Raw genomic sequence first — 26,702 nt, 5'->3', positions numbered from 1 at the left:
CATTGCCGACTCCCGATCCCGGTGCAGCCCCGCGTGGCCGCACCGGTCTGCGGCGCGGTTTAGTGGTCCCGGCGATCAGCAATGCGGCCATCACAATCCAGGCGATGGCGACGAAGCGACGTGGGTGCGATAGAACGACCGTGGCAATCGTGCTGAAGAGGGCGCCCAGCACCAGGAACGGCATGGAGCGCGTGGAGTTGTGGTTTCCTGTCTGCCAATAGCGCATGCAGGTGTCATCGGGTAGGTGCTGCCACCGGAAGGATCATGACTATGCCGCCTTCCCTAGTGGGTGGCAGATCCCACGCACTACTGCGGGTGCAGGAAATACCGGTGCCCCCCCCGTTTCTGCATCGATTACATCTTCGGGGTGACCGACCAGCTTTCAGGCGCGCAACCGGTGAGCGGGACGGACAAGTTTGATTTCAGGATCCCAAGGTGCCGCACGCTCTGGCCCACGCCGTGCGTCCTATCCAAGCCAGTGGGTGGCAAGCACCGAGAGCGCATGTGCAGCTCCCGACATAGACTGGCACCCATGTCACCTAGCCCACATTCCGGTTCCGCTGTGCAGGATGCCTCCGCAAAGACCGCCGCCAAGCTGTCCCGTCTGATCGGGTGCCGAACCGTTTCGCAGGCCGATCGCGACACCGAGGATCGCGCCGAATTTACCCGGCACGCCCACCTGCTGCGTGAGCTCTACCCGCACATCGCGGACGCCGTCGAACAGCACACGGTGGGAATCACCGGGCAGCTGTGGCACTGGCGGGGAGTGGCCGCAACCAAACCCGTGGTGTTGATGGCCCACCAGGACGTGGTCCCGGTTGAAGGCGAAGAAGAGTGGGATCATCCGCCCTTTGCCGGTGTCATTGCAGATGGCCGGATCCATGGCCGCGGAGCCCTCGATGACAAGGGTGACCTGGCCTCCATCCTGCAAGCAGCCGACGAGTTGGCAGCGGCGGGCTTCATCCCGGGCCAGGACGTGTACTTTTTCTTCGGCGACTGCGAGGAAACCTCCGGACCCACTGCCAAGCTGACCGTCGACTTCTTCAACGCCGCCGGGGTGCGCCCCTGGATGGTCCTTGATGAGGGCGGCGCCATCGCACATCAGGCATTCCCGGGGGTGGGCGCACCGGTAGGAGTGATCGGAGTGGGCGAAAAAGGGGTCATGGACCTGCGTCTGGAAGCAGAGGACGCCGGCGGGCACGCTTCGGCGCCACCACGTTTCGGTGCGGTACAGCGCATTGCCCGTGCCATCACCCGCTTGCAGCACCGACCGTTCCCGGCCTCGGTGCACCCCGTCACCGTGCAGACCTTTGAACGCCTGGGCTCCACGGCTCCGGGAATTATCGGTGAGGCGCTTCGGCTATTGGCCCGCCCCGGCAAGGTTGCAGGAAAGATTCTCGCCCAAGCGGGGGCGGAACCTGCCGCGATGGTCAGGACCACCATCGCGGCGACCGAGCTTGAGGGAAGCGACGGCACCAACGTGCTGGCCCGCCGTGCCGCGGTGACGCTGAACATCCGCATTGCCGTCACCGAGTCGGTCGCTTCCACGGTTGCCGGAGTGCAACGGCGCATCAGGGACCCCAAGATCAAGCACACGGTGCTCTCTTCCAGCGAACCCTCACCGATCTCGCCCGTCGACTCCGATCAGTTCGCCATGCTGGAATCGGCGATGGCCGCTTCGCACCCAGAGGCGCTCGCGGTTCCGTACCTGATGATGGCCGCCACCGATGCACGCAGGTTCACCTCGATCAGCGAACATGTCTACCGCTTCGCTCCGTTGGGCATGGACAAGGCGCAACGCGGTTCCATCCACGGCACCAACGAATCCGTGGAGGTGGCCGAACTGGGCAAGGCAGTGCGCTTCTACACCTGCCTGTTGCGGGGACTCTAAAACCTGGACCGACTGTAGCCAGGACCGTCCATGATTCCGATGTATTCGAAACTATGTTCTAGTCTGTCTGAGTGGGTGTGTCTTGACACTGCGCCACGGCGCAATTACCGCCAGGACGTAAGGGAATGGACCGTAGATCCCACACTTGTTCCTTTGTGCCTGCGGTGGCGGAGCGACGATGCAACAAGGGCAGCCTTGTTCCCATCGCCTTCGACCGGGACCTATTGCTGCGCACAACCACGCGGGTAGGGTGACGCATAGAGGGAGGTGCTCCCTTCCTAGTCACTACGCACATTGGTCGATACCTTGGGGGAGGCCGCAGGCAGATGTCCACACGCACCGATGTACGCATGCGAGAACTGCTCGCCTCCATGGCCTCCATAGCCAGCGACCTCAGCGTCAGCGTCATCACCCACCGGGTGCTGGATGAAGCCATGAAGATCTTTGGAGCCGCATCCGGGATCCTGGAACTAACCAATGCTTCCCACCAACAGGGCGTCCTCACCATGGGCAAGGATGCTGTCGGGCTCCTTGAACCTGCAGGCAGGGACGAAGCTAAGCGCCTTCGCTTGGAGGTGACCAGCAGGGAGGAACACTTTGCCCGGCTCACCTTGGGTCCAAAGAACGGCAAGGACCGCTACTCGAAGGCCGACAGGCAACTGGGCATGGCGCTCGCCGGAAGCGCCGGCGTCGCGTTGGAGAACGCCCAGCTCTACCAAGACGCTGCGGACCGTGCCCGCTGGCTGGCAGCCTGCGCCAGCATCGGAGGACTGCTCGGCGGGGAATCACGCCACCACACCCAGGGGCTGAACGACGTAGCGGAACTGGCTCGCCGGGAAGCGGCGGCCAAGTACGCGCTGCTGCTTACGCCCATCACCGGGGACAAGGAAACCAGCAACGGCTACCGGATCGCCGGTATCAGCGCACACGTCCATCCACACCTTGCCGGGAGGGTGCTGGTGGATGTGGGGGTGCGCCACCACCTGGCGTTGCGCAACAACCAGCCGTTGTTGCTTGCCACCCCCGAGACGATCCTTCCCCTGGGGGAACTGGCCGACGGTCAGGCAACCATGGTCACCGAGCTAGCTGCTCGCGGTGCCCACTACGGGTTACTGGTCACCATCAGGGAACCAGGTGCAGGGCCCTACCGGCCGGTTGAAGCACAGATGGCGGGAATATTCTCAGACAACATCGCCCAGGGGCTCGGGCTGGTCCAGATGCACCACTTACGTGAAGAGGTGCTGTTGTACCTGGAACGTGAACGCATCGCCAGGGACCTGCACGACATCGTCATCCAACGCATCTTCGCCGCTGGACTGGGAATCAGCGCGCTGCGCAAGCAACTGCCCATCGAAGCCGCACGCCAGAGGGCCACTGGCATAGCAGGGGAGCTCGACACCACCATCGGGGAACTGCGCGCCACCATCTATGCGTTGCGGGCCAACGCGGGGGAGAGGGAAACTCCCAGCTCCCGCATCCTGCGCGCCATCCGTCTGGCCTCCGAACCGCTGGCGTTCACACCCACCCTGCATTTGGGTGATGACTTGGACGCACTTACCAACGAAACAACGCTGTCACACCTCTTGGCAGTCATCACGGAGGGACTGAGCAACGTCGTGCGCCACGCACAGGCCAGCGCGGTGGAACTGGCCGTGGAACGCAGCCCACCTACCTTGGCATTCACGCTCAAGGACGACGGGGTCGGGTTCCAGCCCGGAGGAAGTGAAAGCGGCTTGGCCAACATGCGCCAGCGTGCCACCGAACTCGGAGGTACGCTGGTGATCGATTCGTCCCGGGGTGAGGGGACCACGCTGCACTGGGACGTCCCGCTGTCCACAGGCGCCTAGGTTCCCCCGTCATCGGGACCGCGAAGCGGATGGGTCACGAAGACCGCGGCCTGGGTGCGGGACTCGAATCCGAGCTTCGCCAACATCGATGACACGTAGTTCTTCACGGTCTTCTCAGCCAGGCGCATGCGCTCGCCGATCTGACGGTTGCTCAGTCCCTCGCCCACTAGCTCAAGGACCCGTCGTTCCTGGGTGGTCAGCTCTGCCATGCGGGGGTCGGAATTCTCGTGGGTGAACAGCCCGGAGATGATTCGCTGCTTCAGTCCCGGGGTGAAAAGCGATTCACCGCGTGCCGCCCTTTGCAGGGCACGGATCAGGTCATTGCCGGCGATCTGCTTGAGCACGTAGCCCATGGCTCCGGCCAGCACCGCCCCGCGCAACGCCTGCTCGTCGTCGTAGCTGGTCAGGATCAGGCAGTTCAGCGATCCATCGATCGAGCGCACATCGCGGCAGACCTCGATTCCCGTGCCATCGGGCAACCGGGCATCAAGGACCGAGACATCGGGGCGAAGGGCCGGGATCTGCCGCCGGGCATCGCGTGCGGTGCCCGAGGTTCCGACCACCTCAAAGCCCTCGCCCTCAAGCAGCTCGCGCAGCCCCCGGCGCACCAACTCGTGGTCATCGAGGATGAAAACACGGATCGGCGGAGCGGGTTCGGGAACCAAGACGGGAGAGACACCCGCTGCCGTTGCATGTTCCATGACATGTCCTCTCGGTTCCGTTGCTGCGTAGAAGTAGGCCCTGCACACTTCCATTCTTGGTGCCAGGCCCGCCAGCGGCAAGGGGCCAAAGACCCGTTGTAGGTTCGTGGCAGCGAGGATGGCTTGTCCGCGCGACAAAGCGGGGTGCCTAGACTTGCCGGGGCAGACCGAGCAAAGACCTGACGTAGGCGTATTTCACCGACAGCCGGGTGCGCATCTCCTCGGGCAGGAGGGCAGTGCGTGCCGGGTCGGTATTGTCATTGAGGTCGGCTTGCTTGACGCGCAGGGCCGTGGGGTTGGCCACGACACGGGCACAGTACGCCTCCACCGGTTCGTTCTTGAGTTTGGTGACGGCCAGGACCGTTTCGATGACCGAGTCGGGGATGCCTTGCTCGCGCAGTCCCGCCTCAGTAGCGGGGCAGTCTTCGAGCACGTCGTGCAACCACGCGGCTGCGACAGCCTCGTCGCCGCCACCGTGGGTGCGTACGCCTTCGGCGACCCTCTCGGGGTGGGCGATGTACTCGACGCCGGCCTTGTCGAGCTGGCCTTTGTGTGCCTCGCGTGCAATGTCCTCCGCGAGTTGCACGATCCCCTGTCCGGTCATGGTTTCCTCCGTTGTTACTTGGCCTTGCACCCCAGATTAGTTCTTCCCGGCAGAGTTCTTCGGGCCCGGAAACCGCTCGGCCGATCGAGAGGATCAAGACGTTGCCTCTCCCAGGTCCTCCTATCTCATGTCGTGAGGCCTTGGACAAAGGGATGAGTGCATCGATCACTTTCACAGCTGACGGTGGTTCTCACGAAGCGTCTGGTGGCAGCGGACAAGAAGTTAGACCATATTGCCTAGTCAGAATCAGTTGCCTACGATGGGCCCATGAGACTCAATGCTGTTCCACAGTTCCAAGGTGCAGCTACAGGCAGGGTGCCCGAATCGCCCGAACGGTGCGTCGACCTCGCCGAACTTGCCTCAAGAATCTTTGACGTACCGGTCGATTCGGTGCCCCAGGATCGAGATACCTCACCGAGGAGGGCCGGTGTTGCGAATTGTGCCGCGCTTGTTGATCCCCACTGGGACGCCCAGAGGGACGTCGCATCCGGGCTCGGGGTCGCTTGGTTCGATGCCCAAGCCCGACAGGATGAAGATCGGCGAGTTGCTGGAGCCGAGCACTTCCTGAGGACAGCAGCAACAAACGCCGCCAGGTGTGAGCCGGAATGATGACCAAACGAAGACAAGGGGAGAGCATGAACTACACGGCAGGATCACCCAGGATGGAGTTTCCCGGATCGCAAGGCGACGCGCTAGCCGCCCGCCTGGATCTGCCCGACGGTGAGGTACGGGCGTACGCACTGTTTGCGCACTGCTTCAGTTGCAGCAAGGACGTGTTCGCCGCCTCGAGGGTCTCCAAGGCGCTGACGGCCTCGGGAATCGCCGTGCTCCGCTTCGACTTCACCGGGCTGGGCCAATCCGACGGGGACTTCAGCAATACCAACTTCAGCTCCAACATCGATGACTTGGTGAGCGCAGCGGACTTCCTGCGGAAGAATTACCAAGCGCCGCGGATCCTGATCGGCCACTCCCTGGGTGGCTCGGCCGTGTTGGCGGCAGCGCACCGGATCGCCTCGGTCCGTGCCGTCGCGACCATTGCCGCGCCGGCGGACCCGCTGCACGTCAAGGAACTGCTGCGCGAGAGCGTCGAGACGATTCGCGAGCAGGGTTTTGCCGAGGTGCAGCTAGGCGGACGCCGGTTCAACATCCAGGAGCAGTTTCTGGCCGATGCCGCCGCGCAGCCACAGGCCGAGCGCATCCGAACCCTCGGGGCTGCACTGCTGGTGATGCACTCACCGGTCGACCAGATCGTCTCGGTGGATGAAGCGGGGAAGATCTTCTCCCTGGCCCGGCACCCGAAATCATTCGTGGCGCTCGACGGTGCCGACCACCTGCTGAGTCGGCGCGAAGACTCGCAGTTCGCAGCGGACATCATCGGGGCATGGGCCGGGCGCTACGCCTTCGAGGAAAATCAAGCTCCCTCGGTTGGCGGCGCAGCACCAACCCGGAACGAAGCCCAAGACGCTTCGGTCGTACGTGAACCCGGCATCGTCACGGTGCAGGAGAGCGGCAACGGCTCGTTCCAACAGCTCATTTCCTCGGGTCACCACGCGGTATTGGCCGATGAGCCGACACCGATCGGCACCGATACCGGGCTTTCGCCCTACGAACTGCTTCTGGCCGGGCTCGGTGCGTGCACCTCGATGACCTTGCGCATGTATGCGCAGCGCAAGAAGCTCGACTTGCAAAAGGTCAGCGTGCGCCTGGCCCACTCCCGGATCCATGCCGAGGATTGCGCGAACTGCGAGACGACTTCCGGTAAGATCGATCACATCGAGCGCTCCATCACCCTCACCGGAAACCTTAGCGATGAACAGCGCAACAGGATGCTGGAGATCGCCGACAAGTGCCCCGTGCATCGAACGCTGGAGTCGGAAATCAGCATCACCAGTACGTTGGCCTGATCGCGCTAAACCTCCCGACGAGGAACCAATGCGAGAGCGGGCCGGACACCGGGCAACCCCGGGTGGGACCTTTCGGCCACCCCAGGCCTAGGTGGGGTCTTCTTCCGGAGGGTAGGTGATCCCCGTGCCGGAAACCACGGCAAAGGACGTCAACTTGTGCGCGGTGGCCTTGGTTGCCGAAAAAATGTCCAGGACTTCGACGCCGCGCACCACCAAGGCGTCGCCGACCATCGAACGGTGGCAGCGCCACGGGACGGCCTCGGCGCACATGATCGCGGTGTCCTGCTCCCCGGCACGACCCAGCAGGTCCTCTATGGCAGCGGCGAATTCCTCGCTCTGCATGTAGTCGGCATAGCCGCGGAAGGAATCGTTGCGCCAGGCACCGTTGATGCTGTCCTTGTGGGTCGGACGCAGTCCTCCAAGGTCCTTGGAACGGTGGTAGGTGATGCCCACCTTGTCCAGGCTCGCGGCCAAGTCATCGCCGTTGTACTGCGGGTTGTGCCTGGATTTGGGGATGGTGCGGATATCGATAAGTCGGGCGATGCCGTGGGCCTGCAGGATCTCGATGAACTCCGCGATCTCGTGCGTGGAGTGGCCGATGGTGTAGATGCGTGTGGTGTCCATGGAGTGCTCCTGTCTGCCCGATCGGGCGGATCCGCGGTGCTGGATGCGTCATTCTCAGCCTAGGCGACTTGGACCGACAAACACATGGCTGACTTGCAACAGGCCTACTGGCGGGAGATGGCGTATTCGACATCTCCGAGCTCGTCGCCGTCGATGCGGACCGGCCAGTTGGCCTTGAAGAGGCGGACCAGGTGCATTCCGGACTTTTCCATGACGCGGCGAGATGCGATGTTAACGGCCATGGTACTGGCATGGATTCGGGTCACCGATTCCACGGCGAAGCCGTGGGTGATCAATGCCCGGCTCCCCTCCGTGGCCAGGCCCTGTCCCCAGTACGCATGGCGCATGCGGTATCCCAGCTCCGGGTCTCCTGGATCGCCTCCGGGTTCCGGGCGAAGGTGGAACCACCCGATGAATTCACCTCCCGGATCCAGCTGGGCCACCCAGAACCCGAAGTCCGGGCCCCGACGATGGTACTGAAGGTATGAGGGAATGTGTTCGTTGGTGATTTCTTCACGGGTTGTGGCAACACCGTTGGAGATATAGCGCATGACTCGCGGATCGGCATCAAGCTCCACCAGTGACTCGACGTCATCGGCGGTGAACTCGCGCAGCACAAGCCTCGGGGTTTGAAGCAGGATCCTCATGCCAACATTGTGCGCCAAGACAACGCAACGTACCAGAACGTTGCAGACTACGTTTCAAACAAGCAGCCGCGCAGCCGACTGCTCGAGTACCTCGGCGAAACCCCCGGCGTGGAAGAACCGTCGCTGGGACACCGCGCCGTTGCCCTCGCGCATGATCCTTTCCAGTCCTCCCTGTATGTACTCCGTGTCGCCGGTTTCGGCCAGTGCAGGTTTGATGTACGCGTGTAGCACTGCCAGCATCCCGGACATGCTGGTCTTGGTTCCGGCCATCAGGTTGTAGTGGTTTCCCTGGGTACCGAACTTGGCGGCCTGCCAATGTGCCAAGTCGAAGACCTCCGGGGGGGCGGGAGACTCCTTGGGAGGGTTGCGCAATCCGGTGCTCACCAGGGCCCGAACGACAAGGGCCAGCAGGACAACGTCCGAGGTGCCCAACTGGGCATCGGGAACCCTGACCTCCACCGTGGGGTTGCGGGGGGAAAGATGGGCACCCCAACCTATGTGTCCGGAATCCAGGACCACGTCGGAGGCAAGGATGAAATCCAGGCGTTGGTCATAGTCGCTGGACCCGGCAAAGAACGGAGGTATTCCCTGCACCGACCAGCGGCGGTTCTGGATGGTGCGCCAGGAAGCAAATCCACTGTCGGACCCTCTCCAGTACGGCGAGTTGGCGCCCAGCGCGGTGAGCAGCGGCAGCCAGGGGCGCAGCGAGTTGACCGCAGCGACACCGGCATCGCGGTCCTCGACCCCCACATGCACATGGGTGCCGGCGATGTAGTGCTCCGCAGCGATACCGGGACAGAAATCATGGATCGCGTAGTAGCGATCGGACGCCGAGACTGTGGCGGGGACGCCCGGGATCCGCGGTGGCGTACCGATACCGAGCAGTTGCAGCCCCACTTCACGCGCTGCCGAGCTGAGTTCGCCACGGGCCCTGGACACGGACTCGATAGCCTCTTCGCGCTGGGTGAGGACCGGTGTGCAGCTTTCGATCTGGCATGCCAACAGCTCGGGGCGGATGCTGCCGTTCCCGGCGCCCAGATTCATGATCTGTTCTTGTACCCGGCGGGTGGGAGCCGCCGGGTAGCCGGTGTCGGGACGGACGAGGAAGAACTCCTCCTCGATGCCAAAGGTGCGCATATGTTCTTAGCCTTAGGTGGTGTAGCCGGGGACCAGCCCCTGAGGGCGGATCTGGGAAGCGAGCTGGGTGATGGGAGCCGCGTAGCGGACATAGTGCGGATTCTCGGCCGCAAGCCGCACCGCTTGGTGATCGCCCGGGACGAACGTTGTCAGGATCCCGTAGAACGATTCACACCGCCCGCACCAGACCTCGACGTCCCAGCAAGGCGGTTGGACGCGCGCGGCATCAAGAAGGAGGATGATGCGCTCATAGACCAAATAGGTGTCCGAGTTGCAGTGTTCACAAGTGGGGGTTTCATTGACCAGAGACCTGTGCGGTGATGGTCCCAAGGCCGGCAGCGTCGGCTCGTCCAGTGCCGCACGGAGCAGGAAAAGAGAGGTTCTTTTGACTAGTGGCTTTTTCATGGAGGCTACCTTCGACGTACTGAGCGGAATGCTGAAGAACACAATCCGGTCCTCTACCCATCATGATTGGGCAGGTGTTGCGAAGCAATGGTTACGGGCTAAATTGCCTACAAGTTCCCTGAGCGTCTGGGGCGTGGCTGCGGCAATACCGAGCCCAGACGAGCGCCGGCGCTTGCGGTGGACCACCAGGATTTCACGCCGTTGACGACGGCGGAGAAAACGATGCCTCCGAGTTGGGCCAATGCCGGCAACCAGGCAGGCGTACGTTCGCGGTGATCAGTCCAATGCCGCTGGCAATCAAAGCCCAGAAAAGATACCCCGAATCCGATCCACAGCAGGATGACGAAGCGGTTTGGCCTGGCCGGGTCGTGTCCGATCACGGAAATGAAGAACCCGGCAGGAATCAGGATCGCGGAGATGAGCACCCCCGTCGCTGGCGAGGTTCCACGGGCGGGGACCGAGGCGGAGTCCAGGAGCAACAAAACCACAAGACCAAGGATGACCAGCACGCCCGCATGTGCGTGGCCCGCCCGGAACATGCTCCTCTGCAAGTCGTTCGCCCCTTGTTTGCCTGTCACGACCCTGAGCATGAAGGTGCCGCCATAGGCGATGGTGACAACGGCCAGCAGAACGATCCTGGCAGTCAGGGCGTTGGCGGGGGCTCATGGCGGTGCCTCTTTCCGTGAAAGATCATGAGGTGCCGCACGGTGCATCCCGGTGGCTCGCCGCAGGGTCGTCGAAAGCCTGCCGCGGGCCAGCCCGCCCCGACCGATACCCAAGTCCCCGACACAGGAAATCACGTCTATCGCGAGCGCAGGTGCGACATCGGAGGCAACCCGCGGGTGCTGGTGCTTGTCCATAGGCGAAAGCTACCACCGGCAACCACAGAGTCAAGGCGTCCGGAACGGTCGCGTAGGCACAGGCCTCGGGCCGGTGGGGCACCGTGCCGGCGTCCCCAAACTGTGCACACGGCGGACCGGGGTCCTGCGTGGCTAGGAATTGATCCCGAGCTTTACCGTGCCGGCGTCGACTTCCCAACGCGCATCTAGGCGCACGTTTTCCAGCAGCCGCCGGTCGTGGGTCACCAGCAGCAGTGCACCCTCGTAGGCCTCGAGTGCTTCCTCGAGCTGTTCGATCGCCGGCAGGTCGAGGTGGTTGGTCGGTTCATCGAGAACCAACAGGTTCACCCCGCGTCCCTGCAACAGTGCCAGGCCAGCCCGGGTCCGCTCGCCCGGGGACAGATCCGCCACCAGCGAGGCGGTCTGGTGGGCCTTGAGCCCGAATTTGGCCAGCAGTGTGCGGGCCTCGGCGGGGGAAAGATCCGGGACGGTAAGTTCGAATCCGTCACCCAGGGCGGTGTCGTCGGGCAGATAGCTTCGGGCCTGGTCGATTTCGCCGATGGACACCGAGGAACCCATGGACGCCGAACCGGTATCCGGTCTCAGGTGTCCGAGCAATAGGTTGAGCAGCGTTGACTTGCCGGCCCCGTTGGGCCCGGTGATCCCGATCCGATCACCGGCATTGACCTGGACGGAGACCGGGCCAAAGGTGAAATCACCGCGGGTGAGGCTGGCATCGTTGAGGGTGGAGACCACGGTGGAGGAGCGGGGTGCGGGGAGAATCTCGAATTGCAGCACCCATTCCTTGCGGGGCTCGGCCACCTCGTCGAGCCGGGCAATGCGCGATTCCATTTGGCGGACCTTAGAGGCCTGCTTTTCGCTTGACTCGCTGTTGGCCTTGCGGCGGATCTTGTCGTTGTCAGGTGCCTTCTTCATGGCATTGCGCACGCCCGCCGAGGACCATTCGCGCTGGGTGCGGGCCCGGGAAACCAGGTCAGCCTTCTTGTCCGCGAACTCGTCGTAGGCTTCGCGTGCGTGGCGGCGGTTGATGGCGCGCTCTTCCAAGTAGGAGTCGTAGCCACCGTCGTAGACCGCGACCTGGTTCTGCGCCAGGTCCAGCTCGACGATTCGGGTGACGCAGCGGGCCAGGAACTCGCGGTCGTGGGAGACCAAGACCACCCCGGTGCGCAACGAGGAAACAAAAGACTCCAGGCGTTCGAGCCCCGCCAAATCCAGGTCGTTGGTCGGCTCGTCCAGCAGCACCACATCGAAGCGGGAGAGTAATAAGGCGGCAAGTGCCACACGAGCGACCTGCCCACCGGAAAGCGAGGTCATCAGCGTCTCGACGGGAAGGGTGAAGCCGAGTTCGGCCAGGGTGCCCGGTGCCCGGTCTTCGAGGTCCGCAGCCCCGGAAGCCATCCAGTGGTCGAAGGCGGTCGCGTACGCGTCGTCGGCTCCGCGGGCCCCGGAACCCAGCGCCTCGGCCGTGGATTCCATGGCCTCCGTCGCTGCGGCGCACCCCGTGCGCCGGGCCAGGTAATCGGCGATTCTCTCGCCTTCGACGCGTTCGTGTTCCTGGGGCAACCAGCCGATGAATGCGCCGTCGGGGGCACTGGAGACCGTCCCGCCCAGCGGTGTGTCGACACCGGCCAGAAGGCGCAGCAGCGTGGATTTACCGGCGCCATTGGCGCCGACCACCCCGATGACGTCCCCGGGGGCGAGCGTGAAGTTCAGTGCGGAGAAAAGGGTTCGGTGGGCGTGGCCGCCGGCAAGGTCCTTGGCCACGAGTGTTGCAGTCATGGAACCAGTTTAGTTTCCCTGGGCCGGCGCCTTGTCACCAGCGCAGGGTTCGGGCCCTCAGCGCAGGTACTTCGAGCTCATCCATCCGGTTTTTCCCGTGTGCATGGACCCAGACACCGGATTTCCCCCCCCGGTCAGTTGTACCTTGGCGACCGAGGTCTTTGGTGCGGCGGGCTGTGCGGCCTTGGGGCTCGAGGCAACGCCGCAGTGGTGCTCGAGTGTCTTGGCCCTGGAGTCCTTCATCATTTTGGCCTGGGCTGTTCCGAGGTACCTGAACTGCCATGTTTCGTAAATGTACCCTGGTCGTTTTCTCCATGCCCTTGGGGTACCGCAGGATGAACCCGTGCTTGTGGGCGTTCCGCACCCTCCACGTCCCGACCTTCGCCGAGGCGAAGCAGCCCTGCAGGGCACTTACCGCAGCCCGGGTTGCCCACGTCAACGGCCAACCCCGTTGGGTGCTCGGAGGTTCCGGGTTTGGCGGCAATGCGCCGGGCGTACGTTGATCCGCAGATCAGCGCGTATTTCGCGAGCAACGACTTCTGGATCGCTTAGGAACGGCAGCCGGAGCTGAGCCTGATGCCAACGCCGTCCTTGCGCGCGGCGGCAACAAGTTTCTTGTAGGCCCGGGCAACGACAGGTTGCAACCTGACCCCCGTGCCGGGGACCGTTGAGAGCGGTGGCGCGTAGGTCTTGGGGACCAGCGGCTATCTCTTGTTCACCAGCACGATGGTTGCAGTAACCTCAGACGGGCCAGGGTGCAGAACAGCCGTGTCCTGGATTCCCGCAGGTACCGGGGCCGCCAGCGCCTGAGAACCGGTCGGGGGAGCCAAGACCATGGCCAGTGCAGAGGCAGCCTCCCCGAACGTTGCCCTTTTGGTGCGCCCAATACCCATTTTGGGTGACCTCTCGTGTCCCTGGTGTCAGCTTGCCCGAAAGCGTCGAACCGGCCACCGGTTGCGGAGGCAGTGGTTCATCCTGACTCGGGGACGGGGCAGGGAGAATGAAACGGCTCCGGTATCCCCTCTGGCGGTTCAGGGGGCATCGTGCAGAAGCGAAAGATCACCACGAGTCCGACGGGATGCCCCTTGGTATCGGGCTTCATGTCACTGCGGAAAGGCAGATGGAGGCTCCGTGGCCAGGGTTGCTAGTGGAGGACGGTGCCGGTGGAGTGCACCACGGCTCCGGACTGTTGGGTGTGGGCGCTGACATCGAGCTCCAACCTGCACCTCTGGATGGGGCTCTCCAATGCCGTGGACACGTCCGCCGGGATGCTTCCTTCAAGCTTGCGCAACAGTTCCCGGATATCTGCGCCGTCATTGACGGTGACCTTGAGATCCAGATCCGGCTGGTCGGCGGTTCCGCGCAGCAGGGCCGAGGACGTGACCACCCCTGGTAAGCCGTTGATCTGTTCCACTATGGCAGAGGCCAGTACCGAGGGCTCACAGGTGGTCCGTCCTTGCGTGGTGTCCAGGTGCAAACGGTACTTCTCACTCAGGTTTCTCCGTGGAACCTGGGCGATCATCCAGGCCAGGGCCAAGACACCAAAGACAACGCCGATGACCAGCATCAGGGCCACTACCCAGGTTTGGGCGAAGAATGGGTGGAGTTCCCCGGAGACAACTTTCGCCTCCGGCTCCGGGGTTTGGGCGATGGCCTGGAGGATACCGGCGGCCTGGAGCAGGCCCAGTACTCCGGTGGCCAGTATCAGGATGCCCAGTATGGCCAGACAAGTGCGGTTCAGGGTTCCGGCTGTATGTTTCATCGCAATCCTTCCTGGATGATCGGTATGTGCGCGATGCCCATGGGCCTTAGCCCCGGGACTCGATGGTGGCAGTGACTTCCGGTACCGGGTCCAGCCCTATCGCCGTCAGTCGGTTGCGGACGCCGTCGGTGACAAGGGTGTGCAGGTCCTTGGTCTCGCGCAGGGAGGTTCCCACCTTGAGGTGGACCTTCTTGGCGGTGGCGGTCACCGAGGCCGTGGAGACGCCATCGACCTGTACGCACTGCGCCCGGGCAAGGTGTGCCACCCCGCGGCGGGTCATCACAGTCTGTTGCCCGGGATTTCCGGATTGCGCGTGGACATCGCCCCGACCGGTTTCTTCCCCGGAGCTGCTGCGTACCCTCAGGGTGTTGAAGCCGCCGGGAACAAGGGCGCAGAGCAGAAGGATCAATCCCACCGCGACGGCGACTGCCGCGATGCTCCACATCAAGGGATCGCTCCACGTCAATGTTGCCAGCTGGTTCCGTGGTGCTTGCAAGAGCGTGGACCATGAGCCGCTGACCAGCCTTGCGATGCACAGCCACGCCAAGCCGACGCCGATGGCCAGAAGCAGGATGCCGACGACCAATGACGGGACGGTGCGGGCCGGACGTCGGCGAAGTCCGGCGGATTCTCCCTCGTTGCGGCTCATAGCAGTTTCCTTTGCCTGCTGGCCGGGACCGTGGCGGCGCTTAGCCAAGAGATCTTGATATCGACATGGCGAACCTCTACACCGGTCATTTCGGTGACCCGGGTCCGGATGCGCTGGCGCATCTGTTCGGTTGTGCGCCGCAGCGGAACAGGATAGGGCATTCCGACTTCGACGCTGAGCGTGGCGATGTTCCCGGTGAGCTCCACGGAGGCCTTGGGTCGCGCCTTGAGGTCGGCGTGGGTTCCGATCCCCAGGAAGCCCCCGGAGGAACCGCCGGCGACCGATTCATCGCTGGCAACCTGGCTGGCGATCTTCTCGATCACCTTGTCTGCCAGGACCGTTTGGCCGCGCGAGGAGAAAGCGTCATGGTGCGACGTGCGTGGAGCGCCGTTGAACGCCACGGCGCCGGGCCCCGAGGCGTTCATCGGCTCGAGGCTTTACCAAACAGGGCCGCCATGTCCAGCTTCCCCTCCGCGACCCTGCCGACCAGCAAACCGATGAAACCCAGGACGACCGCGGAGACCAATGCCCACCAACCGCCGAAAGCCAAAACTATTCCAAGCACCAGCCCTATGGCCAGGCACCAACGTGTAGTAGACATTGCCAACCTTATTTCTTCTTGGACTTGACCGAGCACCGGGTCGATGGATCGGTCGGGGCAGCGGAGTTACTGAAGTTCGTTCTTGGGCTCCGGACGTGGGGCACGATCGCGCTCTTCGTCGTGGTCGTCTTCGGGCAGGTGCACGTCGGTGACATTGACGTTCACCTCCAGCACCTCCAGCCCGGTGGTTCTCTCCACCGACTGGATGACGTTGCGGCGGATCCCCTGGCTGACCTCCACGATCGAAACGCCATAATCGACGACGATCGAAACATCGATGGCCGTCTGCTTTTCGCCCTTTTCGACGGTGACCCCGCCACTGACGTTTACCTGGGATCCCGGGATGCGCTCGGTCAAGGCGCTGAATGCGCGGCGTCCGGCGCTGCCCATGGCGTATACGCCAGGAACCTCGCGGGTGGCGATCCCGGCGAGCTTCTGCACCACGGTCTCCTCGATCGTGGTGTCCCCGAGCTCGGTATGCAGTGCATCGTGCTGCCTGGGTTGCTGCGCCACGTCACTGCGGTGGTGTTCCTCGGCCTTGCCTGGCGCACCTGTGGGGGTTGCGGGGGTTCTGGGTGACTCGCCCATGGGAAACGACTCCTTCGAAGGAAATATGATCTTGCTTACATATAGAGAGACGAGGCCCGGAGCAAATCCTCACGCGGTGTCATGGACTATTTTTCTTTCCATCTCCGGCAGGGTTTGCCCACCTGTTCCCGCGGAGTGAAGGCTATGGCATATTGGAGACAATCCCGGGAGGAGCGGACTGCCAATGCCAGAGCACGTCCCGGGTTCGGACGCGGATGAAGGAAGCATCGTCGCGCGCGCCCAAGATGGGGACCTGGCGGCATTTGAACTGCTGGTTTCGATCTACCAGGTCAGGCTTTTTCGCTTGGCGTACCGGATGCTCAATGACCGGCTGGATGCCGAGGACATCGTCCAAGAGGCGTTCACTTCCAGCTGGCGTTCGCTGCCCATGCTCAGTGACGTGAATGCCTTCGGCGGCTGGATCTACCGGCAGGCGATGAACAAGTGCCTGGATCTGTTGCGCAAGCGCTCGGTACATCCCGAAGCCCTCACCGATCCCGATGATCTTCGCTCCACCTGCGAAACCGGCGCAAACCTCCTGTCCTCGTGTTGCGATCCGGCCGATTCGGCCCAATGCGCCGCCGCGGAAGACGAGCTTGCACAACTGCTCAACGCGCTGCCTCCGGTTCAAAAGGCTTGCTGGCTTCTGCGGGAGATCCATGGCAGGAGTTATGCCGAAATCAGTGACACACTGAAGATCAGCCCAAGCACGGTCCGCGGCACACTGGCGCGGGCCAGGCATCGCATAGCAGAGGGGATGAGCCCATGGCGTTAGCCGACCCTCCCCGCCTCGGGTGCGGCCGCAGCATCGACCAGGTATGGGCCGGGATAGATGCGCCGGCGATCGGACATGAACAGGGGTGCGCGCAATGCCAGGAGGCACGCACCCGGCTGCAGAAACTCAAAAAAGCAACCCGTGCGATGCGTGAGAACGAGATGCACGATGCACAGCCCAAACCCCGTGACGGGCTCACCGATGCAATCATGGCGGTTGCCCGGGCGGAGGTCCGCCGGGGAAGGATCCTGCTGCTGCGCACCACGGAGAACGGGGCCACGGAGATCAGTGAGCAGGCACTTGGTTCACTGGTTCGATCCGCGGCAAGCGTGGTTCCGGGCATCCATTCACGACGTTGCAGCATCGAGATCCATGAAAGCCCCGGGCAGCCCCCGGCTCCCGCTGGTACCGCCATCCTCGGCCAGGACTTGGTCATCAACCTGCGGGTTGCGTGCGCTGCCGGCATCGAGATCCCCCGTACCGTCCAGGCGCTGCGGCGCGGGATCTGCGAGGTGATCCCGGCATCCATCGGGGTCAAGGCAGCCACCATCAACATCACGGTGGAGGATCTCTATGATGCCTGAGCAGCGCGCCCTGGTTACCAACCGCGATATCGAGGCCCTTGCCGCCCAAGCCGCAATGCAAACCCCCGGTGTCCTGCGGCTTGAACCCACCATCCGGGATCTTCTTGGACGGATCGGACCCACGGGCGCGGCAAGGAGCGGGCAGGGAGCCAACCGGCTACACGAAGGGGTGGTGGCGACGATCAATGACGGAATAGCACGCGTCCACCTCGATATCGCCACCGACATCACCTACACAGCGCTGCAGGTGGCCCAAACCGTGCAGGACCGTGTCTGCCAGGGCATCCGCAAGACCGGCTTGATCCCCGGCAACGTGGACATCAGCATCCTGGCCATCGAGCCTGCTAACGCCACCGGGTAGTTCCCTGTTGGAGTTCGGCGGTGCAAGCGGTTGCCGGTGCAGTGGGGTGCTTTTGGGCATTCCGGGTGGCGAACGGTGACTTTGGACCCTATGCGGGCCCACCGGCCACGGGCAGGATGGAATTACAGCCGAGAGGACAGCCTGGCGGGCAGATTGGGCCAGCTGGAACATCGGCACCCGCAAGGGGAACCTTCGCGATTCCGGGCCATCCGAGAATCGGGGGTGGAGGAGAAATGAAGGAGATCTTAACCATGAAGCGATGGACTGCATGGCAAAACTGGATCGCCGTGGCTGCTGGCGTTTACATGCTTCTGGCCATGACATGGACCGTGGATGTTGGATCCTCAAACGCATACATGCTCACCGGCGGTATCGTCTTGATCGTCGTAGGCGTCATCAATCTCGTGTCCACGAGCAGGCCCGTGGCCGAGTGGGTGCAGATCGTTGTATCCCTGTTGGTGATCGCATCCCCATGGATGGGTGCCTTCGCAACCGGAACCCCGGCAGTGGCTTGGAGCACTTGGATCCCGGGCGTTATCGCGCTGATCGCCTCGGTGATGGCGCTGCAGCCTGCAATGAAGGGCTACCGCGAGCACCACGCAGTGGGCTCACACTAGGGAATGACTACCCAAGGACCCGGCCGGTTGGCCGGGTCCTTGGTCTGCGCCGGGGGCCGCTGGGCACACTGTGGCGGGATCTAGCGGGATTCGATATGCGTCCGCAGCTTGGTCGAGAGCTCCCGGAGGGTCGCGAACTCCTCGGCTGACAGGGCCGAGCCGATCAGTGCGTGGATGCCCTTGACATGCTCACGGCCAATGGACTTCTGGACCTCGGCGCCCTTGGCGGTTAACGAAAAGAGTACTGCGCGTTGGTCCGTGGGATCGGGCGCCCGGGACACTAGGCCCTTGGCCTCGAGCCTCTCGGCCATGCGGCTAAGGCTCGGCTGGGAAATCAGCAGGTGCGCATTGAGGTCCGAAAGCCGGCTGCTTGATGCCGGGCAGCGCGAGAGGTTGAAGAGCACGTCGTATTCGCGGATGCCAATTTCCTTGAACTCCGGGAGTTTCTGGATCTCGCGCATCACCGTAACCTGTGCCCGGAACAACGCTTCCCATGCCGCATTTGAGAACTGCATCGAGGCGGGCCTATGCATTGGCGTTCCCGGCGTTGGCCTTGGCGGCGCGGGCGGCAACACGGTTGGCGTGGGTGGGTGCTTCGGGATGCTCGGGAGGGGTTCGGTGTCCCAGTTCCTTGCGCAGCTCGGGCAGCACGTATTCCCCGAAGAGGTCAAGTTGTTCCAGCACCGTCTTGAGGGGCAGCCCCGCGTGATCGATGAGGAAAAGCTGGCGGTGGTAGTTGCCGAAGGCCTCCTGGAAGGTCAGGGTCTTGTCGATCATCTCGGCGGGAGAGCCAACGGTCAGCGGGGTCTGGTCGGTGAAGTCCTCCATCGAGGGTCCGTGCCCGTAGACCGGTGCGTTGTCGAAGTAGGGACGGAATTCGTCCTTCGCATCCTGGGAGTTCCTGCGGATGAAAAACTGCCCGCCCAAGCCCACGATGGCCTGATCCGCCCGTCCGTGTCCGTAGTGCTCGTAGCGTTCGCGGTAAAGGTTGATCAGCTGCTGGTAGTGCTCCTTGGGCCAGAAGATGTTGTTGGCGAAGAATCCGTCCCCGTAGTAGGCCGCGATCTCGGCGATCTGTGGGGTCCTGATCGAGCCGTGCCAGACGAACGGGGCAACTCCGTCAAGCGGGCGCGGGGTGGAGGTGAAGTTCTGCAGCGGGGTGCGGAACTTGCCCTCCCAATCCACTGTTTCCTCATCCCACAGCCGGCGCAACAGGTTGTAGTTTTCCACCGTCAGGTCCACCGAGTCCTGCTGGTTCTTCCCGAACCACGGATACACCGGGGCGGTGTTGCCCCGCCCCAGGACCAAGTCCACCCGGCCCTCGGCCAGATGTTGGAGCATCGCGAAGTCCTCGGCGATCTTCACCGGGTCATTGGTGGTGATCAACGTGGTGGTGGTGGAAAGGATCAGCTTTTCGGTTTGTGCGGCGATGAAAGCCAACGTGGTGGTGGGGGAGGAGGAGAAGAAGGGCGGATTGTGGTGCTCGCCGATCGCGAAGACATCCATGCCCACCTCTTCGGTCTTCTTGGCGATGGCGACGATGTCCTTGATCCGTTGTTTCTCACTCGGGGTCTTGCCGGTGACCGGATCGGCGGTGATGTCACTGACGGAGAAAATACCGAACTGCAAGGGTGCCTCCTGGGGCGGGTTTGCCTGGCTCCGCTAACTAGGTTGCCAGAGTTGTATGCGTTTGCATGTAATAGCGTCCGGGGCGGTCAAGTGATTCCCGAGTGCCCGGGTGATGGCGCTCACCCAAAACGGGACTTCGCGGTAGGCTCCCGCTATGGGCACACCGCTATCGGCAAACCGGGAACCGGACAAGGCACAACCGGTGCGCTGGAGCGCAGTGGCCGGAATCGTCGGGTTCCTTGCCATCGTGGAACTGACCAGCGGAATCCTGCAGGGCTACTACACGCCGCTGATGACGGACATCGCCCGCCACTTAGACATCCAAGACGCGGACGTGAACTGGTTCGAGGCCGCCCAGCTCATGGTTTCGGCCCTGGCCGTTCCGCTGCTTGCCTCGCTGGGCGATATCTTTGGCCACAAGAAGATGCTCCTGCTCTCGGCAATCGTCACCGCCGTCGCCTCATGGGCCGTGGTGTTCTCCGGTTCCTTCACCACCTTCCTGATTGCTTGGGCCCTGCAGGGGTTCTATGCCGTATGGCTGCCATTGGAAATCGCGATCGTCTTTTCCCGTGCGCGGAAGCTTGGCGCACCAGGACCAATGACCCGACGGGCAGCGGGGCTGCTGGTCGGCGCCCTTGAATTCGGCGTGATCGCCGGGGCGCTGGCCGGAGGCGCACTGATCGGGGTCTTTGGCGGAAACCTCGCATTGACCATGATGATTCCGGCCGTTGCCACCACCATCTGCATCTTCGCTGTGGCCTTCGGAGTACCTGATGACGGGCAACGCAACGAGGCGAAGATCGATGGTGGGGGATTCGGGTACCTGGCCGTGGGGTTGCTGCTGCTCACCAGCGGGCTGAGCTTCCTGCGGATCAACGGACCGGCGTCCCCGCTGGTGTGGAGCTCGTTGGCTCTGGGGTTGGCGGTGCTCTACATGTTCTACCGCCACGAAAACAAGCAAGCCGATCCCCTGATCGACTTCAAGGTGCTCTTTGCCCGATCGATGTGGCCGGTGCAGCTGACCGCGGGCCTCTTTGGCGTCTCGGTGCTCGGCGCCCAGATCCCCATGAGCACCTTTGCCCGCACCGACCCGGCAGTGAACGGCTACGGCCTGGGACTCAGCGCCTCGGGGGTCTCGGTGATCATCGGCGCCTACGTGCTGGCGTTGCTCACCGGTGCCTTGCTCTTCCCGGTCGCGGCACGCCGGGTTGGAACTCGGGTGACTCTGATTGGCGCCAGCATGCTGGTGGGGATCGGTTACCTGCTTTTCCTGCCGCTGCATGATTCCCTGGCACAGGTGCTGGCCAACATGATGGTTGCCGGCCTGGGCTCCGGTGCCTTGGTTGCGGCACTTCCGTCCGCGGCAGCGGCGGCGGCGCCGTTCCACCGCACGGGCATGGCCACCGGGCTGACCAACGCGATCAAGACGATCGGCGGATCCTTTGCCTCGGCGATCTTCGGTCTGGCATTGATCGGCCAGGTCGCCAGGGCCGTAACCGATGGTTCGGCGGAGAACTTCGCTGCTCCGTTGGCCGGCTACATGGTTGTCTGGGCGATATGCGGCGGCACTGCCGTGGTCTGTGCGCTCATCCTCTTCGCCGTGCCGCGCGATGCGCTCGAGGATGCTCCATTATCGAAATGAAGCGGCGTCTCCGTTTTCGTGAAGAACCCAATGAGTGCAATAGCAAGGAAATGGATGATCGAGGTTCGGCTCGGATCCCTGCGCGCCCGGCACCACCCGCGGGCCAGGCTGCCGGAGTCCAGAGGAACGCACGGGTCCGCCAACTGGCGGGGATAGGGATGCTGGTCGCTGCACTGCTGGCTTTCACGGCCTGTTCCTCGGGTGGGGCAGTGGACCCCGAATCGACGTGGTGGTCACCAGAGCAGGGCCAAAGCTGGCAAATGCAGCTTGCCGGTGGCCTGGATACCGACGTGGAAGCGCAGATCTACGACGTGGATTCGATCGACACGTCCTTGAAGGACCTGGAGGAAGCGCACGGAAAAGGGGCGCACCTGGTGTGCTATTTCAACGCCGGGGCGTGGGAAGAGTGGCGCGGCGACGCCACCGGGTTTGATCAGGTGCTGCTGGGTAACGAGCTCGGGGGATGGCCCGGAGAGCGCTGGTTGGATGTGCGCAGGCAAGATGCGTTGCTGCCGATCATGGCCAAGCGCATGGATGCATGCAAGGAACGCGGCTTTGACGCGGTGGACCCGGATAACGTGGATGGGTATTCCAACGACTCGGGCTTTGGGCTCAGTGAGGATGACCAGCTGGCCTACATCCGCGCCTTGGCGCAACTTGCCCACGAACGTGGCCTTGGTTTTGGCCTGAAGAATGCGGTGGAGTTGGTCGGCGGGCTGGTGGACGAGATCGATTTTGCCGTCAACGAGCAATGCCATGAATACGACGAGTGCGATGTCTATGACCGGCTGCTGGCTGCCGGCAAGGCAGTGGTGGTCCTGGAGTACGCCATGGACCCGAAGCAGGTCTGTGGTGCGGTCCCGCGAGGGATCGAAGTGCTCTTCAAGCCCCTTGAGCTCGGCGCCGAACGCAGCACCTGTTGAGCCTTGGCGCGCAACGACCGGTCCCGCGCCAAGGCTACCGCGTTGCCTACTCCTTGCTCATGTTCTTCCACCACGTCGTGGGATCGGCAACCTTGAAGCGCCTCCCCGTCATAGAGCTGGGAACGATGCGCACGAATTGTTCCTTCGGGCCCGACTCCCACGGGAAAAGCATTAAATCGAAGGTGTCTAGCGTTTCCTCGATCCCGCCAAAGAGCTCGGCTTCGCCCTGGACCATGACCGACCAGGCAACCCCGGTTTCTTGGTTTACCCCGTCGGCTTCGAAGGCAACGTGGGGCTGGGAGCGCAACGTATCGAGTTTCGTGCCCGGTCCGGTCCTGAAAACCACCGTGCCGTGGTCGATGGTGAAGTTGATGGGGAAGATTTGCGGGCGGTCGCCAGTGCTCACGGCAAGGTGGCCAACGGAAACCGCGCGGAGCAGCTCAAGGCACTGGTCGGTTTCGAGTCGTTCGGTGTTGGGGTGGTGTTGTTTCTCATCCATGCTCCGAGCGTACGTGTGGACGCCCCAAGTGGCCAGAGCCAAAGACCTTAAAGCACGTTTGACTATGCGCGGCCCGTGGATGGGCAACAGTGCTGAGCCCAAGGAGGGAGGCGGGAAACCCATGGTGTCGAACCCCCTCCTGAACGTGCACGCTCAGGGTAAAGCCTATGAATCCTTGTGCTTGTGCTTGCGCTCGTCCTCGATGTCCTTGCGCTCACGACGGGTGAGCGGGCTCTGACCGGTAGCCGGGTTGATGATCACGCCGGGTTCCGCCGGAACAGCTCCCGTGGTGCCCGGTGCTTGCGTCGCGCCGGAGGACGGGCCGCCAATAGGGCCTGAGGTGACCTTCGGTGCGGCCATCTTAGCCGGGACCTGGAGGCTGGCGCCGGCCACGGTCATGACCTCCTCGGTGGTGGGGTGGTTGCCGTGGCGCTGGGCCCGGCGGGTTGCTGAGCGCTCCTTGGCGCCTTCGACCAGGTGGTAGAGCACCGGAACCAGGATCAGTGTCAGCGCCGTGGAGGAGACCAGCCCGCCAATGACCACCACTGCCAAGGGCCTGGAAATGAATCCTCCCCCGCCGGTGAGTCCCAGTGCCATTGGCACCAGGGCGAAGATCGTTGCAAGCGCCGTCATCAGGATCGGGCGCAGACGCTGCCGGGCACCGTGGTAGATGGCATCTTGCAGGTTCATTGCCGGGCGTCCGTCGCGCGGTACCCTGTACTGGTTGATCAGATCGATGAGCACGATCGCGTTGGTGACCACGATGCCCACCAGCATCAGCATGCCGATCAGCGAGGGCAGCCCCAACGGGACCCCGGTGATCAGCAGCAGCCCGATGGCGCCGGTGGCGGCAAACGGGATGGAGACCAGCAGGATCAGCGGCTGCACCAGCGACTTGAACGTGGCAACCATGACCACGTACACGATGGCGATTGCCGCAAGCAGTGCCAGGTAGAGCTGGGCGAAGGACTCGGCCTGCTCGGTGGCGGCACCGCCAAGCTCGGCGGTGGCTCCCTCGGGAAGCTTAAGCGTGTCCAGGCGCTTGGTGACTTCCGCGGAGACCGCACCCAAATCGTTCTCGCCCGGGGTGATCGAGACGGTGGCGATCCTCTCCCCGTTGGAGGAGGTGATGGTTGCCGGGGATTCGGTGCGCTCAACCGTTGCCACGTCGCCGAGCTTCACGATGCCGTTCGCGGTGGGAAGCGCGAGGTCGCGCAGCTGCTTGAGGTCCTTGAGCTCGGTTCCTTCACCGATGCTCACTGGGTAGTCCGTGTATCCCAGGCGCACTGTGCCGGCGGGAACCGGAGAGATCGTGCCGGCGGTCAATCCGCCGATCTGCGCCTCGGAGAGCCCGGCCTTGGCGGCCTTGGTCTTGTCGATCTCGATGGAAACCTGGGGACGGGCCGTGGAGAGGTTGTCGCTGACGTCGGTTGCGCCCTCGATGCCACCCATGGCATCCACGGTGGCCTTGGTCGCCTCGGTGAGCAGCCCGGGGGTCGGTGCCCCGACCTTCACGGTGACGGTGGAGGAGCCGGTGGGACCGCCCTCGTTGGCCGATAGAGAGATCTCCGAATCCTTGCCCAGCGGGCCCAGCACCGTGCGTGCGGCACCCTGGATGGCCTCCTGATCGGCATCGGGGTCGGTCATCACGGTGAAGGACGCGGTATCTGTTCCCCCGGCCATGAACGCGGCGAACCCGCCGGACGGGTTTCCGGCGGTCAGCTGGACATCCATCACGCTATCGAGTCCACGCAGGGCCTTCTCCACCGGTTCGGCAGCATCCAGCGTGGTGTCCAGGGAGGAACCGGCGGGAAGCTTCTGGGAGACGGTGAAGGTGTTCTGCCCGGTGCCTCCGAGCAGGTTGGTCGGCACCAGGGGCACCAGGAAGGCCGTGAGCCCCAGCAACAGCACCGCGGCCACCAGCGTGACCGCCGGGTGCCGCTGGGTGCCGCGCAGGATGGGGGAGTAGCCGCGCTGGAGCCAGGAGCGTGATTCCTTGGCCTCGGCTGCGGTGCGGGCCGCTTCGACATCCGCCGCGCCGGACTGGCTCTGGCCCAGGAACCAGTAGGCGAGTACCGGAACAATCGTCAGTGCGACAAGCAGCGAGGCAAGCAGCGCAATGGTCACTGTCAGTGCAAAGGGTCGGAATAGTTCCCCGGCCACCCCGCCGACCAGGGCGACGGGCAAAAACACCGCAACGGTGGTTAGCGTCGCGGCGGTCACCGCGGTGGCTACCTCGCGCACCGCGGTGATGATGGCCTTGGACTTCTCCTCGCCATAGGCCAGGTGCCGCTTGATGTTCTCGATGACCACGATGGAGTCATCGACCACGCGGCCGATGGAGATGGTCAGTGCACCAAGTGTCAACACGTTCAACGAGTAGCCGCCCACGCTCAGGCCGATGAAGGTGACCAGCAGGGAGAGCGGGATGGAAATCGCGGTCACCAGCGTGGAGCGCACCGAGAGCAGGAAGATCAGGATCACCACCACGGCGAAGCCCAAGCCCAGCAGGCCCTCGACGGTCAGGTCGTGGATGGATTGCTCGATGAAGGGGGCCTGGTCAAATACCGTCGTGAAGGTGGCGGCGGCGCCCAGTTGGGCGGCCAGGTCCGGAAGCTCGGCGGTGACTGCCTGAGAGATCCCCACGGTGTCGCCGTCGGGCTTCTTGGTGATGGAGACCGCGAGGGTTTCCTCGCCGTTGGTGCGGGTGACGGAGGTCGCGGTGTCGTCCTGAAGTTCCACGGTGGCCAGCTCGGAGAGCTCGGCCACGCCGTTGGTTCCGCGCACGGGCAGCGACTTGACTGCCTTGAGCGAATCGATAGAGGATCCGGAGGTGACGGGCAGGTCAAGGCCATCGGTGCTCAGCCGGCCAACCGGCATCAACCCGGAACCTTCCTCGATGACGTCCTTGAGGTCCTTGACGCTCAATTGCGCGGCAGCCATCTTGGCGGAATCAGGAAGCACGGCAATGTGCTGGGAGGTGCCGCCGGAGACATCCGCGGTGCGCACACCCTCGATTTTCGAGAGCTTGGGAAGGACCAGGCGCTCGACGTCGGCACGCAGCGCGTTCAGGTTCTCGTCCCCGGAGACCGCCAAATAGACGACGGGGAAGTCGGAAATGGAACCGGCGAACGCGGTGGGATCGACGTCCTTGGGCAGCTCGGACTTGGCATTGGAAATGGCCTTGTCCACCTGCGCGCGCGCGCGGTCCAGGTCCGTACCGTAGACGAAGGTCAGCGAGACGGTGGTGAAGCCGGTCTGCGAGGTGGAAGACGAGGATTCAAGACCCTCCACGGCCTGCAGCGCGCCTTCAAGGGGCTGGGCAACCTGCTTGTCGATGACCTCGGGGGAAGCGCCCTGCTGGGATGCCACCACGGAAATCTGCGGGAACTCGAGGGCAGGAATGAGTTCCTGCTTGAGTTGGCCCATGGTGATCACTCCGAATACCGCCACAAACACGGTGATCAGTGCGATGAGGGCGCGGTTGCCCAATGAAAGTACGGCTAACCGGTACATCTGCCATCCTAGAAGATCGTTGTCTCGCTATTGCTCCTCCCGCCTACTCTAGTGGGCTTGGGGACGGCAGAGGTGCATCTCCGGGGCTACCTTTGGCCACGGGTTTGCCAGGACCGATTGCTGGACTCACCTGCCGTTGACGTGCAACCATGGGCCA

At 63.5% G+C, this 26,702-nt stretch carries 28 protein-coding genes; 9 read left to right on the top strand and 19 right to left on the bottom strand.

The genetic code is table 11. The features are described from left to right. Positions 1 to 532: 532 nt before the first annotated feature. Positions 533 to 1,891 carry a M20/M25/M40 family metallo-hydrolase gene (locus ABEA12_RS00795; RefSeq protein WP_210100511.1) on the top strand — a complete coding sequence of 453 codons (1,359 nt, stop codon included), beginning with the start codon at positions 533 to 535 and terminating at the stop codon, positions 1,889 to 1,891. 326 nt (positions 1,892 to 2,217) lie between these two features. Next, the gene (locus ABEA12_RS00790) at positions 2,218 to 3,738 is read left to right on the top strand and encodes a sensor histidine kinase (RefSeq protein WP_210100512.1); all 1,521 of its coding nucleotides are present in this window, start codon (positions 2,218 to 2,220) and stop codon (positions 3,736 to 3,738) included. Here ABEA12_RS00790 and ABEA12_RS00785 read toward each other — a convergent pair. Together ABEA12_RS00785 and ABEA12_RS00780 are read right to left on the bottom strand one after the other, a co-directional pair. Further along, on the bottom strand, positions 3,735 to 4,439 hold the full coding sequence (locus ABEA12_RS00785) for a response regulator (RefSeq protein WP_210100513.1): 705 nt from the start codon (positions 4,437 to 4,439) through the stop codon (positions 3,735 to 3,737). The two genes, ABEA12_RS00790 and ABEA12_RS00785, sit on opposite strands and share 4 nt — an antisense overlap. A gap of 148 nt (positions 4,440 to 4,587) precedes the next feature. After that, positions 4,588 to 5,043, bottom strand: coding sequence for an HD domain-containing protein (locus tag ABEA12_RS00780; RefSeq protein ID WP_210100514.1), 456 nt, complete (start codon positions 5,041 to 5,043; stop codon positions 4,588 to 4,590). Between the two features lie 635 nt (positions 5,044 to 5,678). Between ABEA12_RS00780 and ABEA12_RS00775 the strand changes: the two genes are divergently transcribed. Then, the gene (locus ABEA12_RS00775) at positions 5,679 to 6,947 is read left to right on the top strand and encodes a bifunctional alpha/beta hydrolase/OsmC family protein (RefSeq protein WP_210100515.1); all 1,269 of its coding nucleotides are present in this window, start codon (positions 5,679 to 5,681) and stop codon (positions 6,945 to 6,947) included. 87 nt (positions 6,948 to 7,034) lie between these two features. On the opposite strand, the gene ABEA12_RS00770 is transcribed toward ABEA12_RS00775, so the two are convergent. The 13 genes from ABEA12_RS00770 to ABEA12_RS00710 all read right to left on the bottom strand — a co-directional run bounded on the left by ABEA12_RS00770 (position 7,035) and on the right by ABEA12_RS00710 (position 15,999). After that, the gene (locus ABEA12_RS00770) at positions 7,035 to 7,571 is read right to left on the bottom strand and encodes a DUF488 domain-containing protein (protein WP_210100516.1); all 537 of its coding nucleotides are present in this window, start codon (positions 7,569 to 7,571) and stop codon (positions 7,035 to 7,037) included. 104 nt (positions 7,572 to 7,675) lie between these two features. Next, positions 7,676 to 8,218, bottom strand: coding sequence for a GNAT family N-acetyltransferase (locus tag ABEA12_RS00765; protein WP_210100517.1), 543 nt, complete (start codon positions 8,216 to 8,218; stop codon positions 7,676 to 7,678). 54 nt (positions 8,219 to 8,272) lie between these two features. Then, a complete protein-coding gene (locus ABEA12_RS00760; protein ID WP_210100518.1) occupies positions 8,273 to 9,355 on the bottom strand; it encodes a carboxylate-amine ligase in 1,083 nt (360 codons plus the stop codon). A gap of 12 nt (positions 9,356 to 9,367) precedes the next feature. Next, a complete protein-coding gene (locus ABEA12_RS00755; protein WP_210100519.1) occupies positions 9,368 to 9,760 on the bottom strand; it encodes a hypothetical protein in 393 nt (130 codons plus the stop codon). 107 nt (positions 9,761 to 9,867) lie between these two features. Further along, positions 9,868 to 10,311: a hypothetical protein gene (locus tag ABEA12_RS00750; protein WP_345465781.1), complete on the bottom strand. Its 444-nt coding sequence runs from the start codon at positions 10,309 to 10,311 to the stop codon at positions 9,868 to 9,870. A gap of 441 nt (positions 10,312 to 10,752) precedes the next feature. Further along, on the bottom strand, positions 10,753 to 12,399 hold the full coding sequence (locus tag ABEA12_RS00745; RefSeq protein ID WP_210100520.1) for an ABC-F family ATP-binding cassette domain-containing protein: 1,647 nt from the start codon (positions 12,397 to 12,399) through the stop codon (positions 10,753 to 10,755). A 57-nt stretch (positions 12,400 to 12,456) separates the two neighbouring features. Beyond that, positions 12,457 to 12,645 (bottom strand): hypothetical protein, encoded by a 189-nt coding sequence (locus ABEA12_RS00740; RefSeq protein WP_210102716.1) that lies wholly within the window; start codon positions 12,643 to 12,645, stop codon positions 12,457 to 12,459. Then, on the bottom strand, positions 12,642 to 12,932 hold the full coding sequence (locus tag ABEA12_RS18575; protein WP_210100521.1) for a D-alanyl-D-alanine carboxypeptidase family protein: 291 nt from the start codon (positions 12,930 to 12,932) through the stop codon (positions 12,642 to 12,644). Before ABEA12_RS18575 ends, ABEA12_RS00740 begins: the two co-directional genes overlap by 4 nt. 611 nt (positions 12,933 to 13,543) lie before the next feature. After that, positions 13,544 to 14,161, bottom strand: coding sequence for an Asp23/Gls24 family envelope stress response protein (locus ABEA12_RS00730; protein WP_210100522.1), 618 nt, complete (start codon positions 14,159 to 14,161; stop codon positions 13,544 to 13,546). Between the two features lie 46 nt (positions 14,162 to 14,207). Further along, complete coding sequence (locus ABEA12_RS00725; RefSeq protein ID WP_210100523.1) at positions 14,208 to 14,810, bottom strand: DUF6286 domain-containing protein; 603 nt, start codon at positions 14,808 to 14,810, stop codon at positions 14,208 to 14,210. Next, complete coding sequence (locus tag ABEA12_RS00720; RefSeq protein WP_210100524.1) at positions 14,807 to 15,235, bottom strand: Asp23/Gls24 family envelope stress response protein; 429 nt, start codon at positions 15,233 to 15,235, stop codon at positions 14,807 to 14,809. The genes ABEA12_RS00725 and ABEA12_RS00720 overlap by 4 nt, the downstream gene beginning before the upstream one ends. Next, on the bottom strand, positions 15,232 to 15,411 hold the full coding sequence (locus ABEA12_RS00715; protein ID WP_210100525.1) for a hypothetical protein: 180 nt from the start codon (positions 15,409 to 15,411) through the stop codon (positions 15,232 to 15,234). Before ABEA12_RS00715 ends, ABEA12_RS00720 begins: the two co-directional genes overlap by 4 nt. Before the next feature lie 66 nt (positions 15,412 to 15,477). Continuing rightward, the gene (locus ABEA12_RS00710; RefSeq protein ID WP_210100526.1) at positions 15,478 to 15,999 is read right to left on the bottom strand and encodes an Asp23/Gls24 family envelope stress response protein; all 522 of its coding nucleotides are present in this window, start codon (positions 15,997 to 15,999) and stop codon (positions 15,478 to 15,480) included. A 184-nt stretch (positions 16,000 to 16,183) separates the two neighbouring features. Between ABEA12_RS00710 and ABEA12_RS00705 the strand changes: the two genes are divergently transcribed. The 4 genes from ABEA12_RS00705 to ABEA12_RS00690 all read left to right on the top strand — a co-directional run bounded on the left by ABEA12_RS00705 (position 16,184) and on the right by ABEA12_RS00690 (position 18,336). Beyond that, positions 16,184 to 16,774: an RNA polymerase sigma factor gene (locus ABEA12_RS00705; protein WP_210100527.1), complete on the top strand. Its 591-nt coding sequence runs from the start codon at positions 16,184 to 16,186 to the stop codon at positions 16,772 to 16,774. After that, entirely contained in the window at positions 16,765 to 17,358 is a 594-nt protein-coding gene (locus ABEA12_RS00700; protein WP_210100528.1) for an Asp23/Gls24 family envelope stress response protein, read from the top strand. Before ABEA12_RS00705 ends, ABEA12_RS00700 begins: the two co-directional genes overlap by 10 nt. Beyond that, positions 17,351 to 17,719: an Asp23/Gls24 family envelope stress response protein gene (locus ABEA12_RS00695; protein WP_210100529.1), complete on the top strand. Its 369-nt coding sequence runs from the start codon at positions 17,351 to 17,353 to the stop codon at positions 17,717 to 17,719. The genes ABEA12_RS00700 and ABEA12_RS00695 overlap by 8 nt, the downstream gene beginning before the upstream one ends. Positions 17,720 to 17,970: 251 nt before the next feature. After that, positions 17,971 to 18,336, top strand: a complete 366-nt coding sequence (locus ABEA12_RS00690) for an SPW repeat domain-containing protein (RefSeq protein WP_210100530.1) — start codon at positions 17,971 to 17,973, stop codon at positions 18,334 to 18,336. Between the two features lie 80 nt (positions 18,337 to 18,416). Here the strand turns inward: ABEA12_RS00690 and ABEA12_RS00685 are convergent, their stop codons facing one another. Beyond that, entirely contained in the window at positions 18,417 to 18,851 is a 435-nt protein-coding gene (locus tag ABEA12_RS00685; RefSeq protein WP_210100531.1) for a MarR family winged helix-turn-helix transcriptional regulator, read from the bottom strand. 10 nt (positions 18,852 to 18,861) lie between these two features. Beyond that, complete coding sequence (locus tag ABEA12_RS00680; RefSeq protein ID WP_210100532.1) at positions 18,862 to 19,965, bottom strand: CE1758 family FMN-dependent luciferase-like monooxygenase; 1,104 nt, start codon at positions 19,963 to 19,965, stop codon at positions 18,862 to 18,864. 154 nt (positions 19,966 to 20,119) lie between these two features. Here ABEA12_RS00680 and ABEA12_RS00675 point away from each other — a divergent pair, with 154 nt between their 5' ends. Together ABEA12_RS00675 and ABEA12_RS00670 are read left to right on the top strand one after the other, a co-directional pair. Continuing rightward, positions 20,120 to 21,607 (top strand): MFS transporter, encoded by a 1,488-nt coding sequence (locus ABEA12_RS00675; protein ID WP_210100533.1) that lies wholly within the window; start codon positions 20,120 to 20,122, stop codon positions 21,605 to 21,607. A gap of 50 nt (positions 21,608 to 21,657) precedes the next feature. Beyond that, positions 21,658 to 22,530 (top strand): endo alpha-1,4 polygalactosaminidase, encoded by an 873-nt coding sequence (locus ABEA12_RS00670; RefSeq protein ID WP_210100534.1) that lies wholly within the window; start codon positions 21,658 to 21,660, stop codon positions 22,528 to 22,530. A gap of 46 nt (positions 22,531 to 22,576) precedes the next feature. Here the strand turns inward: ABEA12_RS00670 and ABEA12_RS00665 are convergent, their stop codons facing one another. Both ABEA12_RS00665 and ABEA12_RS00660 read right to left on the bottom strand, forming a co-directional pair. Continuing rightward, a complete protein-coding gene (locus ABEA12_RS00665) occupies positions 22,577 to 23,029 on the bottom strand; it encodes a pyridoxamine 5'-phosphate oxidase family protein (protein WP_210100535.1) in 453 nt (150 codons plus the stop codon). 165 nt (positions 23,030 to 23,194) lie between these two features. Further along, positions 23,195 to 26,545 carry an efflux RND transporter permease subunit gene (locus tag ABEA12_RS00660; RefSeq protein WP_210100536.1) on the bottom strand — a complete coding sequence of 1,117 codons (3,351 nt, stop codon included), beginning with the start codon at positions 26,543 to 26,545 and terminating at the stop codon, positions 23,195 to 23,197. Positions 26,546 to 26,702 lie beyond the last annotated feature (157 nt).

The organism is Paeniglutamicibacter antarcticus, from assembly GCF_039544305.1.
In the GTDB taxonomy this organism is placed as follows: Bacteria; Actinomycetota; Actinomycetes; order Actinomycetales; family Micrococcaceae; genus Paeniglutamicibacter; species Paeniglutamicibacter antarcticus_C.
This window is presented reverse-complemented; position numbering and strand designations above follow the sequence as displayed.

What these genes read in the sequence shown, in the direction of transcription:
- ABEA12_RS00710 (WP_210100526.1), bottom strand. Translation starts at nt 15,999, where the DNA reads ATGGGCGAGTCACCCAGAACCCCCGCAACCCCCACAGGTGCGCCAGGC.
- ABEA12_RS00675 (WP_210100533.1), top strand. Translation starts at nt 20,120, where the DNA reads ATGGGCACACCGCTATCGGCAAACCGGGAACCGGACAAGGCACAACCG.
- ABEA12_RS00715 (WP_210100525.1), bottom strand. Translation starts at nt 15,411, where the DNA reads ATGTCTACTACACGTTGGTGCCTGGCCATAGGGCTGGTGCTTGGAATA.
- ABEA12_RS00700 (WP_210100528.1), top strand. Translation starts at nt 16,765, where the DNA reads ATGGCGTTAGCCGACCCTCCCCGCCTCGGGTGCGGCCGCAGCATCGAC.
- ABEA12_RS00720 (WP_210100524.1), bottom strand. Translation starts at nt 15,235, where the DNA reads ATGAACGCCTCGGGGCCCGGCGCCGTGGCGTTCAACGGCGCTCCACGC.
- ABEA12_RS00780 (WP_210100514.1), bottom strand. Translation starts at nt 5,043, where the DNA reads ATGACCGGACAGGGGATCGTGCAACTCGCGGAGGACATTGCACGCGAG.
- ABEA12_RS00725 (WP_210100523.1), bottom strand. Translation starts at nt 14,810, where the DNA reads ATGAGCCGCAACGAGGGAGAATCCGCCGGACTTCGCCGACGTCCGGCC.
- ABEA12_RS00665 (WP_210100535.1), bottom strand. Translation starts at nt 23,029, where the DNA reads ATGGATGAGAAACAACACCACCCCAACACCGAACGACTCGAAACCGAC.
- ABEA12_RS00730 (WP_210100522.1), bottom strand. Translation starts at nt 14,161, where the DNA reads ATGAAACATACAGCCGGAACCCTGAACCGCACTTGTCTGGCCATACTG.
- ABEA12_RS00705 (WP_210100527.1), top strand. Translation starts at nt 16,184, where the DNA reads ATGCCAGAGCACGTCCCGGGTTCGGACGCGGATGAAGGAAGCATCGTC.
- ABEA12_RS00660 (WP_210100536.1), bottom strand. Translation starts at nt 26,545, where the DNA reads ATGTACCGGTTAGCCGTACTTTCATTGGGCAACCGCGCCCTCATCGCA.
- ABEA12_RS00740 (WP_210102716.1), bottom strand. Translation starts at nt 12,645, where the DNA reads ATGATGAAGGACTCCAGGGCCAAGACACTCGAGCACCACTGCGGCGTT.
- ABEA12_RS00775 (WP_210100515.1), top strand. Translation starts at nt 5,679, where the DNA reads ATGAACTACACGGCAGGATCACCCAGGATGGAGTTTCCCGGATCGCAA.
- ABEA12_RS00685 (WP_210100531.1), bottom strand. Translation starts at nt 18,851, where the DNA reads ATGCAGTTCTCAAATGCGGCATGGGAAGCGTTGTTCCGGGCACAGGTT.
- ABEA12_RS00745 (WP_210100520.1), bottom strand. Translation starts at nt 12,399, where the DNA reads ATGACTGCAACACTCGTGGCCAAGGACCTTGCCGGCGGCCACGCCCAC.
- ABEA12_RS00755 (WP_210100519.1), bottom strand. Translation starts at nt 9,760, where the DNA reads ATGAAAAAGCCACTAGTCAAAAGAACCTCTCTTTTCCTGCTCCGTGCG.
- ABEA12_RS00760 (WP_210100518.1), bottom strand. Translation starts at nt 9,355, where the DNA reads ATGCGCACCTTTGGCATCGAGGAGGAGTTCTTCCTCGTCCGTCCCGAC.
- ABEA12_RS00770 (WP_210100516.1), bottom strand. Translation starts at nt 7,571, where the DNA reads ATGGACACCACACGCATCTACACCATCGGCCACTCCACGCACGAGATC.
- ABEA12_RS00670 (WP_210100534.1), top strand. Translation starts at nt 21,658, where the DNA reads ATGGATGATCGAGGTTCGGCTCGGATCCCTGCGCGCCCGGCACCACCC.
- ABEA12_RS00785 (WP_210100513.1), bottom strand. Translation starts at nt 4,439, where the DNA reads ATGGAACATGCAACGGCAGCGGGTGTCTCTCCCGTCTTGGTTCCCGAA.
- ABEA12_RS00695 (WP_210100529.1), top strand. Translation starts at nt 17,351, where the DNA reads ATGCCTGAGCAGCGCGCCCTGGTTACCAACCGCGATATCGAGGCCCTT.
- ABEA12_RS00690 (WP_210100530.1), top strand. Translation starts at nt 17,971, where the DNA reads ATGAAGCGATGGACTGCATGGCAAAACTGGATCGCCGTGGCTGCTGGC.
- ABEA12_RS00790 (WP_210100512.1), top strand. Translation starts at nt 2,218, where the DNA reads ATGTCCACACGCACCGATGTACGCATGCGAGAACTGCTCGCCTCCATG.
- ABEA12_RS00765 (WP_210100517.1), bottom strand. Translation starts at nt 8,218, where the DNA reads ATGAGGATCCTGCTTCAAACCCCGAGGCTTGTGCTGCGCGAGTTCACC.
- ABEA12_RS00795 (WP_210100511.1), top strand. Translation starts at nt 533, where the DNA reads ATGTCACCTAGCCCACATTCCGGTTCCGCTGTGCAGGATGCCTCCGCA.